At 61.5% G+C, this 17,822-nt stretch carries 14 protein-coding genes and 1 rRNA gene; 10 read left to right on the forward strand and 5 right to left on the reverse strand.

The features are described from left to right. Positions 1–16 precede the first annotated feature (16 nt). The 3 genes from OH764_RS16015 to OH764_RS16025 form a co-directional block, all read right to left on the reverse strand. Positions 17–1,549, reverse strand: a 16S ribosomal RNA gene (locus OH764_RS16015). A gap of 458 nt (positions 1,550–2,007) precedes the next feature. Next, on the reverse strand, positions 2,008–3,285 hold the full coding sequence (locus OH764_RS16020; RefSeq protein ID WP_498847406.1) for an SGNH/GDSL hydrolase family protein: 1,278 nt from the start codon (positions 3,283–3,285) through the stop codon (positions 2,008–2,010). 128 nt (positions 3,286–3,413) lie between these two features. Further along, positions 3,414–5,039 (reverse strand): NAD(P)/FAD-dependent oxidoreductase, encoded by a 1,626-nt coding sequence (locus OH764_RS16025; RefSeq protein WP_498847407.1) that lies wholly within the window; start codon positions 5,037–5,039, stop codon positions 3,414–3,416. 212 nt (positions 5,040–5,251) lie between these two features. Here OH764_RS16025 and paaA point away from each other — a divergent pair, with 212 nt between their 5' ends. The 8 genes from paaA (at position 5,252) to OH764_RS16065 (ending at position 11,529) form a co-directional block, all read left to right on the forward strand. After that, entirely contained in the window at positions 5,252–6,250 is a 999-nt protein-coding gene (paaA, locus tag OH764_RS16030) for a 1,2-phenylacetyl-CoA epoxidase subunit PaaA (protein WP_498847408.1), read from the forward strand. 39 nt (positions 6,251–6,289) lie between these two features. Beyond that, the gene (gene paaB / locus OH764_RS16035; protein WP_498847409.1) at positions 6,290–6,574 is read left to right on the forward strand and encodes a 1,2-phenylacetyl-CoA epoxidase subunit PaaB; all 285 of its coding nucleotides are present in this window, start codon (positions 6,290–6,292) and stop codon (positions 6,572–6,574) included. A gap of 8 nt (positions 6,575–6,582) precedes the next feature. After that, a complete protein-coding gene (gene paaC / locus OH764_RS16040) occupies positions 6,583–7,386 on the forward strand; it encodes a 1,2-phenylacetyl-CoA epoxidase subunit PaaC (RefSeq protein ID WP_498847410.1) in 804 nt (267 codons plus the stop codon). A gap of 16 nt (positions 7,387–7,402) precedes the next feature. Then, positions 7,403–7,954: a PaaD family protein gene (paaD, locus tag OH764_RS16045; RefSeq protein WP_498847411.1), complete on the forward strand. Its 552-nt coding sequence runs from the start codon at positions 7,403–7,405 to the stop codon at positions 7,952–7,954. A 1-nt stretch (position 7,955) separates the two neighbouring features. Next, positions 7,956–9,044 (forward strand): 1,2-phenylacetyl-CoA epoxidase subunit PaaE, encoded by a 1,089-nt coding sequence (paaE, locus tag OH764_RS16050; RefSeq protein ID WP_498847412.1) that lies wholly within the window; start codon positions 7,956–7,958, stop codon positions 9,042–9,044. A gap of 141 nt (positions 9,045–9,185) precedes the next feature. Continuing rightward, the gene (locus OH764_RS16055; protein ID WP_498847413.1) at positions 9,186–10,001 is read left to right on the forward strand and encodes a DUF1835 domain-containing protein; all 816 of its coding nucleotides are present in this window, start codon (positions 9,186–9,188) and stop codon (positions 9,999–10,001) included. A 9-nt stretch (positions 10,002–10,010) separates the two neighbouring features. Continuing rightward, a complete protein-coding gene (locus tag OH764_RS16060; RefSeq protein ID WP_498847414.1) occupies positions 10,011–10,622 on the forward strand; it encodes a TetR/AcrR family transcriptional regulator in 612 nt (203 codons plus the stop codon). Positions 10,623–10,860: 238 nt separating this feature from the next. After that, the gene (locus tag OH764_RS16065) at positions 10,861–11,529 is read left to right on the forward strand and encodes a GNAT family N-acetyltransferase (protein ID WP_498847415.1); all 669 of its coding nucleotides are present in this window, start codon (positions 10,861–10,863) and stop codon (positions 11,527–11,529) included. 84 nt (positions 11,530–11,613) lie between these two features. Here OH764_RS16065 and OH764_RS16070 read toward each other — a convergent pair whose 3' ends face one another. Beyond that, positions 11,614–12,111 carry an Lrp/AsnC family transcriptional regulator gene (locus tag OH764_RS16070; RefSeq protein ID WP_498847416.1) on the reverse strand — a complete coding sequence of 166 codons (498 nt, stop codon included), beginning with the start codon at positions 12,109–12,111 and terminating at the stop codon, positions 11,614–11,616. Between the two features lie 173 nt (positions 12,112–12,284). Between OH764_RS16070 and hppD the strand changes: the two genes are divergently transcribed. Then, positions 12,285–13,382 (forward strand): 4-hydroxyphenylpyruvate dioxygenase family protein, encoded by a 1,098-nt coding sequence (gene hppD, locus OH764_RS16075; protein ID WP_498847417.1) that lies wholly within the window; start codon positions 12,285–12,287, stop codon positions 13,380–13,382. Between the two features lie 157 nt (positions 13,383–13,539). Here hppD and OH764_RS16080 read toward each other — a convergent pair whose 3' ends face one another. Continuing rightward, positions 13,540–13,737 carry a hypothetical protein gene (locus OH764_RS16080; protein WP_498847418.1) on the reverse strand — a complete coding sequence of 66 codons (198 nt, stop codon included), beginning with the start codon at positions 13,735–13,737 and terminating at the stop codon, positions 13,540–13,542. A 347-nt stretch (positions 13,738–14,084) separates the two neighbouring features. Between OH764_RS16080 and OH764_RS16085 the strand changes: the two genes are divergently transcribed. Then, on the forward strand, positions 14,085–17,684 hold the full coding sequence (locus OH764_RS16085) for an indolepyruvate ferredoxin oxidoreductase family protein (protein WP_498847419.1): 3,600 nt from the start codon (positions 14,085–14,087) through the stop codon (positions 17,682–17,684). Positions 17,685–17,822 lie beyond the last annotated feature (138 nt).

The raw sequence follows: 17,822 nt of genomic DNA on the forward strand, positions 1-17,822 counted from the left end.
ACACGTCTAGCTCGAGAAAGGAGGTGATCCAGCCGCACCTTCCGATACGGCTACCTTGTTACGACTTCACCCCAGTCATGAATCCCACCGTGGTAAGCGCCCTCCTTGCGGTTAGGCTACCTACTTCTGGTGAAACCCACTCCCATGGTGTGACGGGCGGTGTGTACAAGACCCGGGAACGTATTCACCGCGGCATGCTGATCCGCGATTACTAGCGATTCCAGCTTCACGCACTCGAGTTGCAGAGTGCGATCCGGACTACGATCGGTTTTCTGGGATTGGCTCCCCCTCGCGGGTTGGCGACCCTCTGTTCCGACCATTGTATGACGTGTGAAGCCCTACCCATAAGGGCCATGAGGACTTGACGTCATCCCCACCTTCCTCCGGTTTGTCACCGGCAGTCTCCCTGGAGTGCTCTTGCGTAGCAACTAGGGACAAGGGTTGCGCTCGTTGCGGGACTTAACCCAACATCTCACGACACGAGCTGACGACAGCCATGCAGCACCTGTGTTATGGCTCCCTTTCGGGCACCCCCACCTCTCAGCAGGGTTCCATACATGTCAAGGGTAGGTAAGGTTTTTCGCGTTGCATCGAATTAATCCACATCATCCACCGCTTGTGCGGGTCCCCGTCAATTCCTTTGAGTTTTAATCTTGCGACCGTACTCCCCAGGCGGTCAACTTCACGCGTTAGCTACGTTACCAAGTCAATGAAGACCCGACAACTAGTTGACATCGTTTAGGGCGTGGACTACCAGGGTATCTAATCCTGTTTGCTCCCCACGCTTTCGTGCATGAGCGTCAGTATTGGCCCAGGGGGCTGCCTTCGCCATCGGTATTCCTCCACATCTCTACGCATTTCACTGCTACACGTGGAATTCTACCCCCCTCTGCCATACTCTAGCCCGCCAGTCACAAATGCAGTTCCCAGGTTAAGCCCGGGGATTTCACATCTGTCTTAGCGAACCGCCTGCGCACGCTTTACGCCCAGTAATTCCGATTAACGCTTGCACCCTACGTATTACCGCGGCTGCTGGCACGTAGTTAGCCGGTGCTTATTCTTCCGGTACCGTCATCCCCCACGGGTATTAACCACGAGGTTTTCTTTCCGGACAAAAGTGCTTTACAACCCGAAGGCCTTCTTCACACACGCGGCATTGCTGGATCAGGCTTGCGCCCATTGTCCAAAATTCCCCACTGCTGCCTCCCGTAGGAGTCTGGGCCGTGTCTCAGTCCCAGTGTGGCTGGTCGTCCTCTCAGACCAGCTACAGATCGTCGCCTTGGTAGGCCTTTACCCCACCAACTAGCTAATCTGCCATCGGCCGCCCCTGTAGCGCGAGGTCCCGAAGGATCCCCCGCTTTCCTCCGCAGAGCGTATGCGGTATTAATCCGGCTTTCGCCGGGCTATCCCCCACTACAGGACACGTTCCGATGTATTACTCACCCGTTCGCCACTCGCCACCAGGGTTGCCCCCGTGCTGCCGTTCGACTTGCATGTGTAAGGCATGCCGCCAGCGTTCAATCTGAGCCAGGATCAAACTCTTCAGTTCAAACCTGTTACTGTTTTCGGTTGTCTTACCAACCGGTCGCTCACTCAACGTACTGACGAAGTGTTCAACCATCTCTCGATGACCAAACCTTCCTTTCATTACTGTGTGAGACTTGATACTTTCGCTTTGCGCCAGACCCCGAAAGGCCCGGCTCGCGTCGCGCATCAAGCGCCCACACTTATCGGCTGTTAGTTTTTAAAGATCGGTTCGCCTCACGCCACGCTGCCTTACCACACCTACCCGGCACCGCTTCGCTCTGCGTCGCTGCATCTGCAGCAGAGAAACGAGATTATGAAGACTCTCTTCCGTTTCGTCAACTAAATTTTTTCGCTTTCGCTTAAAACCTTGTTGACTCAACCGCCGCTGGTTTCCGCCGCGGCCCTCGTTCGCAAACGAGGAGGCGAATCATAGGTCACTCACAGCCTCATGGCAAGGGTGGCGATAGCTTTTCGACGGACTTATTTGCGCATCGAATTTACTAGCGCCTCGACAGGCACGGCGCCGGCCATGGCAGCGTACCCGGCGTCGCTCGGATGGATGTGATCGCCGCTATCGAACTTGCCCTGAAGACGATCCGGTTGCGCCGGATCGCGAAGCGCGGCGTCGAAGTCGACTACGCCGTCGAAAGCGTGGCTCGACCGGATCCAATCGTTCACCGCAAGGCGGATATTTTCCCGCTGCGGTGGGAGCGACGCGGGCGTCAACGTTCCGCCGAACACCCTTACACCGCCGTGTCGCGCCGCTGCGATGACTCGCTGATAGCCCGCAATCAGGTCGGCCGCCGTCACCGAGGCATGCGGGAAGTCGCAATCAAGACCGTTGCGTGCCGGCATGGCCGCGAAATTGATATCGTTGATGCCGATCAGAACAACGACTGCCTTGACGCCCGGCCGTTCGAGTACGTCGCGGCCAAAGCGCGTCATTAGCGCGTCGCCATAGCAGGGGGAATCGTTCAGCAACCGGTTTCCGCTGATGCCCAAATTAACCACGGCCGTCGACCGGTTCCCCGAAGTGGCCAACCGGCGGGCAAAGACGTCGGGCCATCGCCGATTCAGGTTCAGGCTGGAGCGCATGCCGTCTGTGATCGAATCGCCGATCGCCGCAATTGCGGTCGCTTCAGGCGCCGCGTACACCGACAACGCCGTCGCCCATACATATTGAGTGAAGCGCGCGCGAAACGCCTCTGCGCCCGAGTCCGCGGCATGGTTGCCCGGCGCCGAAACGTAACTGAGCTGGTTGGCAACGCGATGCCATGCCACGATCCGCTGTTCCGGACCCATGAATGCACTGATTGAATACGGGGCGCCCGCGTCGATGTCCATCGCAATCGGATCGCTGTCCAGTTCGCGGCCTGGCGGTACGCTCACGGCGCCCCTGCCATTGAAGGTCACCCGCGCGCCGCCGTTTGCGGAAGCCGCCGCGCCGCCAGTGGACCGCGCGATGCGCAGATCTTCGATCACGAGCGGCGTCTTACCGTACTCGTTACTGAGGTGGATTCGCGCAGACTTTCCAGACAGCGTCGGATAAACGATCTGACGGACAGTGCGCCCAGCCACTTCCGGCGCACGGTACAGCGGCGGCAAATCGGACCGCTGCGGAATGGGTTGCAGCGCCGTAGCCCACGCGGTGACCCAATGCGCCGGGGCATCGGCGGCAGCGGCAGCGGCAGTGGATGAAACGGCAAACTGGCAAAGCAGCGCCGCGCCGCATGCGGCGGCGAAAGAACGAATGGTCATTCCGATGTCTGGCTCGAAGCAAAACGGGCATTGTGCACGATCGGACCGTCCAACGCGGCGCGCAGTGTCATCGCGACAACCCCGCAGCGCGCGCCCCGCAGCCTGCTGCCAGTAGCAGCCCAACTCACTTACAACGCCGCTTTCGCCCCACTCATCTTCAAAGCGAGCGCCTCGGCGACTTCGATCCCGTCGATCGCAGCCGAATAGATGCCACCCGCGTAGCCCGCGCCCTCTCCAGCCGGATAGAGACCCTCGACGTTCATGCTTTGATAGTCCTCCCGGCGACGCACCCGAATGGGCGACGAGGTCCGCGTCTCCACCCCGGTCAACACGGCGTCGTGCATCGCGAAACCGGCGATCTTCTTGTCCATTTGCGGCAGCGCTTCGCGAATTGCCTCGATCACGTAGTCCGGCAAAGCCGTGCTGAGATCCGTGGGATGTACGCCCGGCTTATAAGACGGCACCACGGAACCCAGCGACGTGGACGGCCGCCCAGCAATGAAGTCGCCCACCAGCTGGCCCGGCGCCATGTAGTTTCCGCCGCCGAGCTCGAACGCCCGTTCTTCCCACTTGCGCTGGAACGCGATCCCGGCAAGCGGTCCTCCGGGGTAATCGTCCGGAGTAATGCCCACGACGATCCCCGCGTTCGCATTGCGCTCAGCGCGCGAGTACTGGCTCATGCCATTGGTGACCACGCGTCCGGGCTCGGATGTCGCGGCGACCACGGTACCGCCCGGGCACATGCAGAAGCTGTACACCGCACGCCCGTTGCTGCAGTGGTGCACGACCTTGTAGTCCGCGGCGCCCAACTGCTTGTGGCCGGCAAACTTGCCGAACCGGCTACGGTCGATCAAACCCTGCGGATGTTCGATCCGGAACCCCAACGAGAACGGCTTCGCTTCTATATAGACGCCGCGTTCGTGCAGCATGTGGAACGTATCGCGCGCGCTGTGGCCAACGGCCAGCACGACATGATCGCAGCGCAGCGTTTCGCCCGTTGACAGCTTCAGCCCGCGCACCTTCCCCTGGTCGATGTCGATATCGTCCACGCGCGTCTCAAAGCGCACTTCGCCGCCCAGTTCGTGAATGGTCGCGCGCATCTTCTCGACCATGCTCACCAGGCGGAACGTGCCAATATGCGGCCGGCTCAGGTACAGGATGTCTTCCGGCGCGCCGGCGCGCACGAACTCATCCAGCACTTTGCGGCCGTAGTGTTTCGGGTCCTTGATCTGGCTGTAGAGCTTGCCGTCGGAGAAGGTGCCCGCACCGCCCTCACCGAACTGCACGTTCGATTCCGGATTCAGCACCGACTTGCGCCACAGTCCGAAAGTGTCCTTGGTGCGCTCGCGCACCGCCTTGCCTCGTTCGAGAATGATCGGCCGGAAGCCCATCTGCGCGAGGATCAGCCCCGCGAAAAGTCCGCAAGGGCCCATGCCGATCACCACGGGACGCGGCGTCGCGAACTGCGCCGGCGCCTTCGCGACGAAACGGTACGTCATGTCCGGTGTGAGCCCGCAGTGCGGAACGTCGGCGATTCGCTTGAGCGCGGCCGCTTCGTCCGCGACTTCCACGTCGACTATATAGGTGAGCTTGATGTCGGCGCGCTTGCGCGCATCGTGAGCCCGCCGGAATACCGTGTATCGGACGAGCCCGTCGTCAGGCACGCCGAGTTCCGCGAGGCGCGCGCGGACGGCGGCTTCGAGCGCGCTCTCGGGGTGATCGAGCGGGAGTTTGATTTCGCTGAGACGTAACATGAGTACCGAGGATGCAGGAAGGCCGCGAATCGCGGCCAATTCGCAATTTTATAGGTTATGCGTCGGCCCGGGGACTCGCCGGCGCGGAAACGGCCCGCCGCGATAGTGCGGCCGCAGCAGCGACGCCCGGCTGGTCTCAAAAAAATCTATTAACCGACCGGTCGGTTGGTTTATACTGTTCGCACCAGACAACTCCCGCAAAGAGAGTCCCCATGTACACGCAATCCCTGGATATTCCCGGCAACGTCGCTTCGCTGGACGCTGGCGCGGCGTCGCCTGAGCAGACCCAGTTCGACGCCGTAATGGCCGCCGACGGCAAGATCGAGCCGCAAGACTGGATGCCCGACGCGTACCGCAAGACTCTGGTGCGCCAGATTTCGCAGCATGCGCATTCGGAGATCGTCGGCATGCTGCCGGAAGGCAACTGGATCACGCGCGCACCAAGTCTCAAGCGCAAGGCGATCCTGCTCGCCAAAGTGCAGGACGAAGCGGGTCACGGTCTCTATCTATATAGCGCGGCAGAAACGCTCGGCGTCTCGCGCGACCAGCTGGTTGCGGCGCTGCATTCTGGCAAAGCGAAGTATTCGAGCATCTTCAATTACCCGACGCCCACGTGGGCCGACGTCGGCGTGATCGGCTGGCTGGTCGACGGCGCGGCAATCATGAACCAGATTCCGCTGTGTCGTTGCACGTACGGCCCCTACGCCCGCGCGATGATCCGCATCTGCAAGGAAGAGTCGTTTCATCAGCGCCAGGGTTTCGACGCGTTGATGGCGATGATGTCGGGCACCGAAGCTCAGCGCACGCTTGTCCAGCAGGCGGTGAACCGCTGGTGGTGGCCGGTGCTGATGATGTTCGGGCCGAGCGACAAGGACTCGATCCATAGCAATCAGTCGTCGAAATGGGGCATCAAGCGTATTTCGAACGACGACCTTCGCCAGAAATTCGTCGACGCCACCGTCGATCAAGCCAAGGTCCTCGGCGTCACGCTGCCCGACCCCGACCTCAAATGGAACGAGGCGCGCGGCCATTACGACTACGGCGACATCGACTGGGAAGAATTCTGGCGCGTCGTGAACGGCGACGGTCCGTGCAATCGCGAGCGTCTCGGCACCCGCGTCAAAGCTCATAACGAGGGCGCCTGGGTCCGCGAAGCCGCCCTCGCCCACGCCGAAAAGCAGCGCCAGCGCGCACAACAGCACGCCGCCTGACAAGCGCGGCACGCCCGGCAAAGAATCAGGAGATCAGGAATGAACAATGAATGGCCAATCTGGGAAGTCTTCGTGCGCAGCAAGCAGGGACTCGACCATAAGCACTGCGGCAGCCTGCACGCCGCCGACGCGCAAATGGCGCTGCGCATGGCGCGCGACGTCTACACGCGCCGTCAGGAAGGCGTGAGCATCTGGGTCGTGCCGTCTTCGGCGATTACGGCGTCTGCGCCGCAAGACAAGCCCGAACTGTTCGACCCGGCCGGCGACAAGATCTATCGCCATCCGACGTTCTACACGCTTCCCGACGAAGTCAACCACATGTAAGCGCGGCCATGAACATCACGCCTGAACATCTGCAATACGTGCTGCGCCTCGCGGATACCGCGCTGATACTCGGTCAGCGCAATAGCGAGTGGTGCGGCCACGGCCCGATTCTCGAAGAAGACATCGCGCTGTCGAACATGAGCCTCGATCTGATCGGCCAGGCGCGCCTGCTTTATACGCACGCGGCCTCGCTCGAACAGCAGCTCACCGGCAAGACGCGCTCGGAAGACGATTACGCGTACTTTCGCGCCGAGCGTGAATTCGCCAACTACACGCTCGCCGAACTGCCGCACTGCGGTCCGCTGTCGGCTACCGCGCAAGCCGAGAAGGACTACGCGGTCACGATCGTCCGCAACTTTCTGTACTCCACGCTGATGGCGCATCTGTGGACGGCGCTCACGCAATCGACGGACGCCCAGCTTGCCGCGATCGCGTCGAAGTCGATCAAGGAAGCCAGCTACCACGTGCATCACGCGAGTGAATGGCTGATCCGCTTTGGCGACGGCACAGAGGAATCGCATCGGCGCGCGCAGGCTGCGCTGGACTATCTGCTGCCGTACACGCGTGAGTTCTTCAGCACCGATCCTGTCGAAGAGACCATCGCCAGCTCAGGCATTGGCCCGCTGACCGCAGATCTCGAAGCCGCCTGGCTCGACGACGTTCGCGCGACGCTCGAGCAAGCCACGCTCACGCTGCCCGAAGCAGTCAAGCACATCACGACTGGTAAGCACGGCGAGCATTCCGAACACATGGGCTTCGTGCTGGCCGAAATGCAAAGCCTGGCTCGCCAGCATCCCGGCGCCCCCTGGTAATACGGACCATTCGACGATGACGACCTCGACTACGACGCAACGAGCCGACGTATCTGTCCAACGCGCGTGGGCCGTGCTCGAAGCGGTGCCTGATCCGGAGATTCCGGTGGTGTCGATTCGCGAACTCGGCATATTGCGCGATGTCCGGCGCGCCGAGGACGGCGCACTCGAAGTCGTAATCACGCCGACCTACTCCGGTTGCCCGGCCATGTCGCAGATCGCGGAAGACGTCGCGCATGCGCTCGACGTCGCGGAACTCAAACCGTACCGGATCTCCACCGTCATCGCGCCCGCATGGACCACCGACTGGATGACGGCCGACGCCCGTGAAAAGCTGCGCGCCTACGGCATTGCGCCGCCCACGGGCAATTGCGGGTCGGCGACCGGACCGGCCGGCGCACAGGAAAAAGTACTGCGCTTCGTGCCGCGCGCGCTGCCCGCGCCGTCCTGCCCAAGGTGCGGCTCGGCGCATACAGAACGACTCGCGCAGTTCGGCTCGACCGCTTGCAAAGCCTTGTACCGCTGCATCGACTGCCGCGAACCCTTCGACTACTTCAAACCATACTGATATGGCCACTCCGCAATTCCATCCGCTGCGTATCCGCGAAGTGCGGCCAGAAACCGCCGACGCCGTCTCGGTCGCGTTCGAAGTTCCCGTGGAACTGCGCGAGCTTTATCGCTTCACGCAGGGCCAGTTCGTCACGCTGAAGACGCACATCGACGGAGAGGAAACGCGCCGGTCGTATTCGATCTGTGTGGGCGTCACCGACTACGACCGCGACGGCGAACTTCGCATCGGCATTAAGCGCGTGCGCGGCGGACGCTTTTCGAACTTCGCTTTCGATACGTTGCAGCCGGGCCACACGATCGACGTCATGACGCCCGACGGCCGCTTTTTCACCCTTTTGAACGCGGATCACGGCCAGCAGTACGTCGCCTTCGCGGGCGGCTCGGGCATCACGCCGGTGCTCGCGATTATCAAGACGACGCTCGAGTTGGAACCGCGCAGCACCTTCACGTTGATCTACGGCAACCGCAGCGTCGACCAGATCATGTTCGCGGAAGAGCTGGAAGACCTGAAGAACCGCTTCATGAACCGCTTCGTGCTCTATCACGTGCTGTCGGACGACCTGCAGGACGTCGAACTGTTCAATGGCGTACTCGACCAGCAGAAGTGCGCGGCGTTCCTCGACAGCCTCGTGCCGGCGGATGCCGTCGACGAAGCGTTCATTTGCGGTCCTGCGCCGATGATGGACGCCGCCGAGGCCGCGCTGAAAGCTGCTGGCGTGCCGTCCGAAAAGGTGCACGTGGAACGCTTCGGCTCGCCGCTGCCCCAGGCGGGCGTGCCGCCCGTCGAAATCACCGAAGACACGCCCGCTGCGGACCTCGAAATCGTGCTCGACGGCAAGCGTCGCAAGCTGCGTCTGCCGTATCAGGGCGTGAGCGTACTCGACGTCGGTCTGCGCGCCGGCCTTGCGCTGCCATATGCATGCAAAGGCGGCGTCTGTTGCACCTGCCGCGCCAAAGTGGTTGAAGGCGAAGTGCGAATGGAAAAGAACTACACGCTGGAAGAGCACGAAATCCGCGACGGCTTCGTGCTGACGTGCCAGTGCCATCCAGTCAGCGACCGCGTGGTGGTGAGCTACGACGAGCGCTGAGCGTGCTTGGGACTTGATGCCGCGAAGCTTTGAGCCGTTCCGCGATCCGCTTACACTAGGGGCCGCTCGCAACCGGACCGTTGAGTCCGTCTTGCGAGCGGCCCCTTTGGCAATCGCCCAACAAGAATCCACTCACGGCCGATGAGCACCATCCATCTCACCAACGGCGATGTCGCCGCAGAATCATTGCGCACCGCGTTGCGCGAAGTGGGACGCAATGATCGCGTGCATGCACTGCGCGACGATCTGGCGGTCGGTCCGCTACGCGGCATCGACGACGGCCCCGAAGTGCGCGCCGCTTTCTGGGACCGCGTGAGCACCGACACGAAGCGCGACTTCCTTCGCGAGTTCCGGGAGCAGGCTGCTGCGCTGCAAGCCATTGCGCGCGACGACGCAAGTCTGGTGGTCTGGCATGGCGAAAGCGCATCCGATCAATTGATGCTTCGACGCGTGTGCTATTACTTGCGCAACAATCCCCAACGTCTGAACGAAGTGCGTCTGTCGATTCGCGACCTCACCGACGCCGGCGCCTGGGCGCATAGCCGCAGGGACCGCGCGACGTCCGTCGGCATGTTCGCGCCGGCCGTTTTGCAGGCGCGGTTGCCCGACGCCGCACCCATTTCCGTCTTGCGGATCAGCCGGCTCGCGCTGGAATGGCAGGAAGCCAAACATGCGAACGGCGAAACGCGGCGTTGGCGCGACAACACGTTCACGAGCGGCAGCTTCGCCGATCTCGACGCGCTGATACTTGAGCACGTCACCGCCGACTGGCAACCCGCCGCCCGCGTGGCCGCCGAGGTGATGACCGCTGAGTTGTGGTTTCTCGTCAGCGACAGCATCGTGCTCTGGCGCTTCCGCGAAATGGCCGCGACCCGCCGCATCAGGCTGCGCGGTGACGCCAACGCATGGCGCACGCTGGAACTGTGCGCAGCGCTCGCAGCTTGTCCACATCAATAAACACACACCATGGCCCGCACCCGAGCCCCCGACCACGAAACCCAGCGCGAACAGATTCTCGAACTGGCGGCAGCGAAGTTCGCGCAGACGAGTTATCCGAGCACGTCGATGTCAGACCTCGCCGCGGCGAGCGGCACGTCGAAAGCGCGCCTGTACCACTATTACGCGAGCAAGGAAGCGATCTTGTTCGATCTACTCGACCGTTACACCAAACGGCTGATGCTGATCATTGCGGAGGTCGAAGGCGCGAGCCAGCGTCGCGGCCTGACTGAGCGCGAGACTTTCGCGGAACTGATACGCGCCTTTCTTTCAGAATATGAAACCTCGCACAGCCGGCACGTTGCGCTGCTGAACGACGTGAAATATCTCGTCGACGCGCAGCGCGAGGTGATCCTCAACCGCCAGCGCGATGTCGTGGCCGCGTTTGCGCGGCAGCTGGCGCGCGCTTATCCGGAGCGCGCCACGCGCGAAAACCAGACTGCATTGACGATGATGGTGTTCGGCATGATCAACTGGACGTTCACCTGGCTTAAAGCGGGCGGCCGCATGGGCTACCGGGAATTTGCGGAGCAGGTTGTGGCCATGGTGGATCACGGACTGGGCTCGGCGGCCGTGAAATAGCGCAGGACAGCGGTCTGCGAACTGGAATGCGCGTAAGTTGCGCGGGTGCGACAACACGCACGAACGCTCGTTCTTTTAAATTTGTTCTTCTAAATCAATTACTTAACAACAAAGCACCCGAATTTTAGACAGCAACCTCCAAGTTTGGTACGGGTTTTCCCTAGTGCCGGATTCGCATATCCGTTACAATCGTTTTTGCGGTGCAACAACGCCGCACGATCACAAGGAGAACCTGACCATGAACCTGATTACACCCCGCGCCGCCGAACCGATCGTCGCGCACGATCGCGCATCGCCGCCAGCCGGTCGTGCACCTGCTCTGGTTCGTGAACTCACTGCGATCGACCGTGAACGCCTGCTGGCTCACTTTCTCACGCTAGACGAAGACGACCGCTTGTTGCGCTTCGGGCAAATCGTGCCGGACCACGTTATCGAGAATTACGTGCGCGCAATCGATTTCACGCGCGACACCGTATTTGGTGTGTTCGACGATCAACTACAACTTACTGGCGTCGGTCACCTCGCTTACCTGCCCGCTGAAGGCGACAAGCGTACGGCGGAGTTCGGCGTGTCCGTGCTCGAAAGCGTGCGCGGCCAAGGTATCGGCTCCAAGCTGTTCGAGCGCGCTGCAATTCGCAGCCGCAACACGCACGTCACCATGCTGTACATGCACTGCCTGTCGCGCAATTCGACCATGATGCACATCGCGAAGAAAGCGGGCATGAAGATCGAGTACGCGTACGGCGAAGCGGATGCCTATCTGACGCTGCCGCCGGCGGATCAGACCAGCATCATTACCGAGATGCTGCAGGAACAAGCCGCGGTGTTTGACTATGCGCTCAAGCGTCAAGCGCGGCGTGCTTCGAAACTGCTGGAAAGCTTCATGCCGACAGCCGCCGCAGCCTGACCACTCGGCGGCAGCGAGCGAACGGCGAAAAGGGCAGCCTCAGGGCTGCCCTTTTTCCATCCTGCGTGGATCTGCACTCACGCCCTACAAGATCGGCAACGCGGTCGTCTCCTTGATCTTTTCGAGCGAAAAGCTCGTCTTCACGTCAATCACCGACGGGTGATGCAACAGCTGGTCCTGCACGAAGCGCGAAAAGTGCGCCATGTCTTCCACCTGTACGCGCAGCAGATAGTCCATGTCGCCAGTCATAGCGTGACAAGCCACCACCTCCGGCCATGCCTGAACGGCGGCACGGAAAAGATCGGCATGCGTCGCGTCCCCGCGCGGACTCAGCGCCGGCCCGCCGCGCTTTTCCAACCGCACATTGACGTACGCGAGCAAATCAAGCCCCAGGCGCTTGGCATCCAGCAACGCAACGTAGCCGCGGATCACGCCGCTCTCTTCGAGCCGCCGTATGCGTCGCAAACAGGGACTCGGCGAGAGATTGATCCGTTCGGCAATTTCCTGATTCGATAGCCGGCCGCTCTCCTGAAGAATCGCCAGAATACGCCGGTCGATCGCATCTATCTCTATATTGGCCACTTTCTGCCTCGTGCTCCGTACATGGAGCTAGAAAATAGCGCGAGCGTAGCTCGACGTGATTAAGTTCGCAAGTTTTCGCCGCGCAGCCGCCTTTACACTTGCGTCATTCGGTCGCGGTGGAACATCCGTAGCCGCGATACCGGCGCGACGCGCCCTCGACATGGAGACAGACAATGCAGGTTGCAACTTGGGAAAATCCGGTCGGCACAGACGGCTTCGAGTTCATCGAATACACCGCACCCGATCCGAAGGCGCTGGGCAGGCTTTTCGAGCAGATGGGCTTTACCGCCGTTGCGCGGCATCGCCATAAGGATGTGACGCTATACCGGCAAGGCGACATCAATTTCATCGTCAACGGTGAGCCGGATTCGTTCGCGCAGCGCTTTGCGCGCTTGCACGGCCCGTCGATCTGCGCGATCGCCTTCCGTGTGCAGGACGCGGGGAAGGCTTACCGGCAGGCGGTCGAAAAAGGCGCATGGGGCTTCGACAACAAAACCGGCCCCATGGAACTGAACATTCCCGCGATCAAAGGCATTGGCGATTCGCTGATTTATTTCGTCGACCGTTGGCGCGGCAAGAACGGCGCAGCGCCGGGCAGCGTCGGCGATATCGATATCTACGACGTCGACTTCGAGCCGATTCCCGGCGCGAATCCCAACCCCGTCGGTCACGGCCTGACGTACATCGATCACCTCACGCACAATGTGCACCGTGGCCGCATGCAGGAATGGGCTGAGTTCTACGAACGCCTGTTCAACTTCCGCGAAGTGCGTTACTTCGACATCGAAGGCAAGGTCACGGGCGTGAAGTCCAAGGCAATGACGTCGCCGTGCGGCAAGATCCGCATTCCTATCAACGAGGAAGGTTCGGAAACGTCCGGCCAGATCCAGGAATACCTGGATGCGTACCGCGGCGAAGGCATCCAGCACATTGCGCTGGGCAGCAACGACATTTACCGCACGGTCGATGGTTTGCGAGCGGCGAACATCTCGCTGCTCGACACGATCGACACGTATTACGAACTGGTCGACCGCCGTGTGCCGAATCACGGTGAACCGCTCGACGAACTGCGCAAGCGCAAGATCCTGATCGACGGCGCGCCGGACGACTTGCTTCTGCAAATCTTCACCGAGAACCAGATCGGCCCGATCTTCTTCGAGATCATTCAACGCAAGGGCAATCAGGGTTTCGGCGAGGGCAACTTCAAGGCGCTGTTCGAATCAATCGAACTGGATCAGATCCGCCGCGGCGTGGTGCAGGACAAAGCGTGATTCGTGACGCCGAGGCCGTGAATCGGCCGTAAGCTCCATTACGCAGCGATAAAACGAAAAGGGCGAGGATCGTACGATCCTCGCCCTTTTCGTATTCGCCGCCGCTAGACTTCAAGCGACGGCGGGTTAGCCAGCGATACGCCGCATTAGCAGCGCGTCAGGAATTCTGGTCTTCCTTGTCAGACGCGCTCTCGCGCGCGGTGCGGTCGATAGCGATGCGCGCGGGCGCAACGACTGCCGTACGGCTAATGGCGCTCGACGGCGCCCCCGTGCCCGCATTTGAGCGAACCGGCGCACTGATTGCGAAAAATGCGGCCGACACCATCAGGAAGGTCTGGATATTTCTAGTGTTCATGCGTACTCCTTTTCTAACTGCCCTGTTGTCCTGAAGCGCCACAACATGCAGCGCGTTACACAGACATTGCTCACAGGTGCGCTATTAGACAGACTTGTCGCCTGCGGTTCCGCGAAATTGTAGCTTTTACAGCTTGTTACACCGGTTCCCTCAAGCGTCAGGTGAAGTTGGCGCAAGCGCGCGCAATGTCCCGAGGCGCAGCACCGCGATCGACCGCTGCGGCGGGTTTTTACCAGTGCTACCATCACTTAAAACAAGTCAATATGGCGACCCCGGCCATACGCATTCACAAGATGCCGCGGCCCATAAGTTTTGGCGATCCCAAACTGGGTGGAGGAGTACACATAATGAATGCCCCGCTAGACGCAGGTCAGCGAGCCTCGCTCGAAGCCGCTCTATCTTCCGTCACGCTCGACGACAAATACACCCTCGAACGCGGCCGCGCGTACATGAGCGGCATCCAGGCGCTGGTGCGTCTGCCGATGCTGCAGCAGGAACGCGATCGCGCCGCTGGACTCAATACGGCCGGCTTCATTTCCGGCTACCGTGGATCGCCGCTCGGCGGGCTCGACCAGTCTCTGTGGAAGGCGAAACAGCATCTCGCGTCACATCAGGTCGTGTTCCAGCCCGGCGTCAACGAAGACCTCGCGGCAACCGCCGTCTGGGGTTCGCAGCAGGTGAATTTGTACCCAAGCGCCAAATACGACGGCGTGTTTTCGATGTGGTACGGCAAAGGCCCGGGCGTCGACCGTTCGGGTGACGTCTTCAAACACGGCAACTCGGCGGGATCGTCGCGGCACGGCGGTGTGCTGGTGCTCGCCGGCGACGATCACGCGGCCAAATCCTCCACGCTTGCGCATCAGTCGGAGCACATCTTCAAGGCCTGCGGCCTGCCGGTGCTGTTCCCTTCGAACGTTCAGGAATACCTGGACTTCGGCCTGCATGGCTGGGCGATGAGCCGCTACTCAGGTCTGTGGGTCGCGATGAAGTGCGTGACCGACGTCGTCGAGTCGTCGGCTTCGGTCGACATCGATCCGCACCGCACGCAGATCGTTCTGCCGGACGACTTCGCGATGCCCGAGGGCGGTCTGAACATCCGCTGGCCGGATCCGCCGCTCGCGCAGGAAGCGCGTCTGCTCGACTACAAGTGGTACGCGGCGCTCGCCTACGTGCGCGCAAATAAACTGGACCGCGTCGAAATCGATTCGCCGCATGCGCGCTTCGGCATCATGACCGGCGGCAAAGCGTACCTGGACGTGCGTCAAGCGCTGACTGACCTCGGTCTCGACGACGAAACGTGCTCGCGCATCGGCATACGGCTATATAAAGTGGGTTGCGTGTGGCCGCTCGAAGCCCAAGGCGCGCAAGCCTTCGCTCGCGGCCTCGATGAAATTCTCGTGGTCGAGGAAAAGCGCCAGATTCTCGAATACGCAATCAAGGAAGAGCTTTACAACTGGCCTGACGCGCAGCGTCCGCGTGTGTTCGGCAAGTTCGACGAGAAAGACGGCGCGGGCGGCGAATGGTCGGTGCCGATGGGCAACTGGCTGCTGCCGGCGCATTACGAGCTATCGCCCGCGATCATCGCAAAGGCGATCGCCACGCGGCTCGACAAGTTCGACCTGCCCTCGGACGTCCGCGCCCGGATTGCCGCGCGCATTGCAGTGATCGAAGCGAAGGAAAAAGCGCTCGCGCGTCCGCGGGTCGAAGTCGAGCGCAAGCCGTGGTTCTGCTCCGGCTGCCCGCACAACACGTCGACCAATGTCCCGGAAGGCTCGCGTGCAATGGCCGGCATTGGCTGCCACTACATGACGGTGTGGATGGATCGCAGCACGAGCACCTTCAGCCAGATGGGCGGCGAAGGCGTCGCGTGGATCGGCCAGGCGCCTTTCACGAACGACAAGCACGTGTTCGCCAATCTCGGCGACGGAACCTATTTCCACTCCGGCCTGCTGGCCATTCGCGCGGCGATTGCTTCGAAAGCGAACATCACTTACAAGCTGCTCTATAACGACGCCGTAGCGATGACGGGCGGTCAACCGGTCGACGGCGTGCTGACCGTGCCGCAGATTACCCATCAGCTGGCCGCCGAAGGCGCGACGAAAATCACGATCGTGACGGACGAGCCTGAAAAATACTCGGGCAACGTGGGCCTCGCGCCGGGCATCGACATCCACCATCGCGACCAGCTCGACGAAGTGCAGCGCCAGCTGCGCGAGATCCCAGGCACGACGATCCTGATCTACGACCAGACCTGCGCAACCGAGAAACGCCGCCGCAGGAAACGCGGCGCGTATCCGGACCCGGCGCGCCGCGTGGTGATCAACGAAGCGGTGTGCGAAGGTTGCGGCGACTGCTCCGTGAAATCGAACTGCCTGTCGGTCGAGCCGCTCGACACTGAATACGGCACGAAGCGCCAGATCAATCAGTCCACGTGCAACAAGGATTTTTCCTGCGTGAACGGCTTTTGCCCAAGCTTCGTTTCCGTGGAAGGCGGTCAGTTGCGCAAGCCGAAAGCCGCGTCGGGCATCGTCGCTGACGCCATGCCGCCAGTACCGGAGCCCGCACTCCCGTCGATCGCACGTCCCTACGGCGTGCTCGTGACAGGCGTGGGCGGCACGGGCGTCGTGACAATCGGCGCACTTCTCGGCATGGCCGCGCATCTGGAGAACAAAGGTGTCACCGTGCTCGATGTCACCGGCCTCGCCCAGAAAGGCGGCGCCGTGATGAGCCACGTGCAGATCGCGAACAACCCCGGCGACATCCACGCCACGCGTATCGCAATGGGTGAAGCGAGTCTCGTGATCGGTTGCGATGCAATCGTCACCGCCAGCGACGAATGCGTGTCGCGGATGCAAGCCGGCCGAACCCGTGTCGTGCTGAACAGCGCGCACACGCCGACCGCCGAACTCATCAAGAACCCCAACTGGCGCTTTCCGGGCAGCAGCACAGAAGCCGACGTTCGCGCGGGCGCGGGTGACGAATGCGTCGATACAGTCGACGCCAATCACTTCGCAGTGGCCTTGCTCGGCGACGCGATCTACACGAACCCGTTCGTGCTCGGTTACGCATGGCAACGTGGCTGGGTGCCGTTGACCTATCAGTCGCTGATGCGAGCTATCGAGCTGAACAATGTGCAGGTCGAGAAGAACCGCGCGGCATTCGAATGGGGCCGTCGCGCGGCGCACGATCCGGTAGCACTGCGCAAGTACGCGCAATCGCAAGGTCGGGCAGACACGTCCGACACGCCAAGCGGAAAGATCATTTCCCTGCATACGCCGAAGGCGCTCGACACGCTGATCGACAAACGCGCGACTTACCTGGCCGCATGGCAAAACGACGCGTACGCAGACCGTTACCGCGCGCTCGTATCGCAGGTGCGGGTGGCCGAGTCGGCGCTCGATTCGATCGACGGCCAGTTGCCTCTCACCGAAACGGTCGCGAAGAATCTGCACAAGCTGATGGCCTACAAGGACGAATACGAGGTCGCGCGCCTGTACAGCGACCCTGCGTTCATCGAAAAACTCAAGGCCAGCTTCGAAGGCGACTGGAAGCTGCACATTCACCTCGCGCCGCCGATGTTCTCCAAAAAGGACGCCCACGGTCACCTGATCAAGAAAAAGTATGGTCCCTGGGTGTTCAGCGCGATGCACGTGCTGGCGAAGTTCAAGTTCCTGCGCGGCACCGCGCTCGATGTGTTCGGCAAGACAGAGGAGCGTCGCACCGAACGCGCGCTGATCGGCGAGTACGAAGCCTTGGTGCGGGAACTGATCGGCGGGCTGACCGTGCAGAATCGCGACCTGGCGGTGGAACTCGCGAATCTGCCGGACGGTATCCGCGGCTTCGGGCACATCAAGGAGAACAACCTGAAGGGTGTGCGCGTGAAGTGGAACGAGTTGCTGACGCGCTGGCGCTCACCGCAAGCCGGAACGACGCAGCACGCAGCCTGATCGCCGTGTTGACTGCGGCGAGCGCGGCCGCCGCCGCGCTCGCGCTGCACGCATAAAAAAACGCCACGGAATCTCTTTCCGTGGCGTTTTTATTTTCGCGGCGCTAGTCACCCACACGCTCGCGAGAACGGAGCGCCC

Source organism: Burkholderia sp. M6-3 (genome assembly GCF_050858985.1).
Taxonomy (GTDB): Bacteria; Pseudomonadota; Gammaproteobacteria; order Burkholderiales; family Burkholderiaceae; genus Paraburkholderia; species Paraburkholderia caledonica.

Coding starts and splice junctions, on each gene's coding strand:
- paaA (WP_498847408.1), top strand. CDS start 5,252: ATGTACACGCAATCCCTGGATATTCCCGGCAACGTCGCTTCGCTGGAC.
- OH764_RS16085 (WP_498847419.1), top strand. CDS start 14,085: ATGAATGCCCCGCTAGACGCAGGTCAGCGAGCCTCGCTCGAAGCCGCT.
- OH764_RS16055 (WP_498847413.1), top strand. CDS start 9,186: ATGAGCACCATCCATCTCACCAACGGCGATGTCGCCGCAGAATCATTG.
- OH764_RS16065 (WP_498847415.1), top strand. CDS start 10,861: ATGAACCTGATTACACCCCGCGCCGCCGAACCGATCGTCGCGCACGAT.
- paaD (WP_498847411.1), top strand. CDS start 7,403: ATGACGACCTCGACTACGACGCAACGAGCCGACGTATCTGTCCAACGC.
- paaB (WP_498847409.1), top strand. CDS start 6,290: ATGAACAATGAATGGCCAATCTGGGAAGTCTTCGTGCGCAGCAAGCAG.
- paaC (WP_498847410.1), top strand. CDS start 6,583: ATGAACATCACGCCTGAACATCTGCAATACGTGCTGCGCCTCGCGGAT.
- hppD (WP_498847417.1), top strand. CDS start 12,285: ATGCAGGTTGCAACTTGGGAAAATCCGGTCGGCACAGACGGCTTCGAG.
- OH764_RS16025 (WP_498847407.1), bottom strand. CDS start 5,039: ATGTTACGTCTCAGCGAAATCAAACTCCCGCTCGATCACCCCGAGAGC.
- OH764_RS16080 (WP_498847418.1), bottom strand. CDS start 13,737: ATGAACACTAGAAATATCCAGACCTTCCTGATGGTGTCGGCCGCATTT.
- paaE (WP_498847412.1), top strand. CDS start 7,956: ATGGCCACTCCGCAATTCCATCCGCTGCGTATCCGCGAAGTGCGGCCA.
- OH764_RS16020 (WP_498847406.1), bottom strand. CDS start 3,285: ATGACCATTCGTTCTTTCGCCGCCGCATGCGGCGCGGCGCTGCTTTGC.
- OH764_RS16060 (WP_498847414.1), top strand. CDS start 10,011: ATGGCCCGCACCCGAGCCCCCGACCACGAAACCCAGCGCGAACAGATT.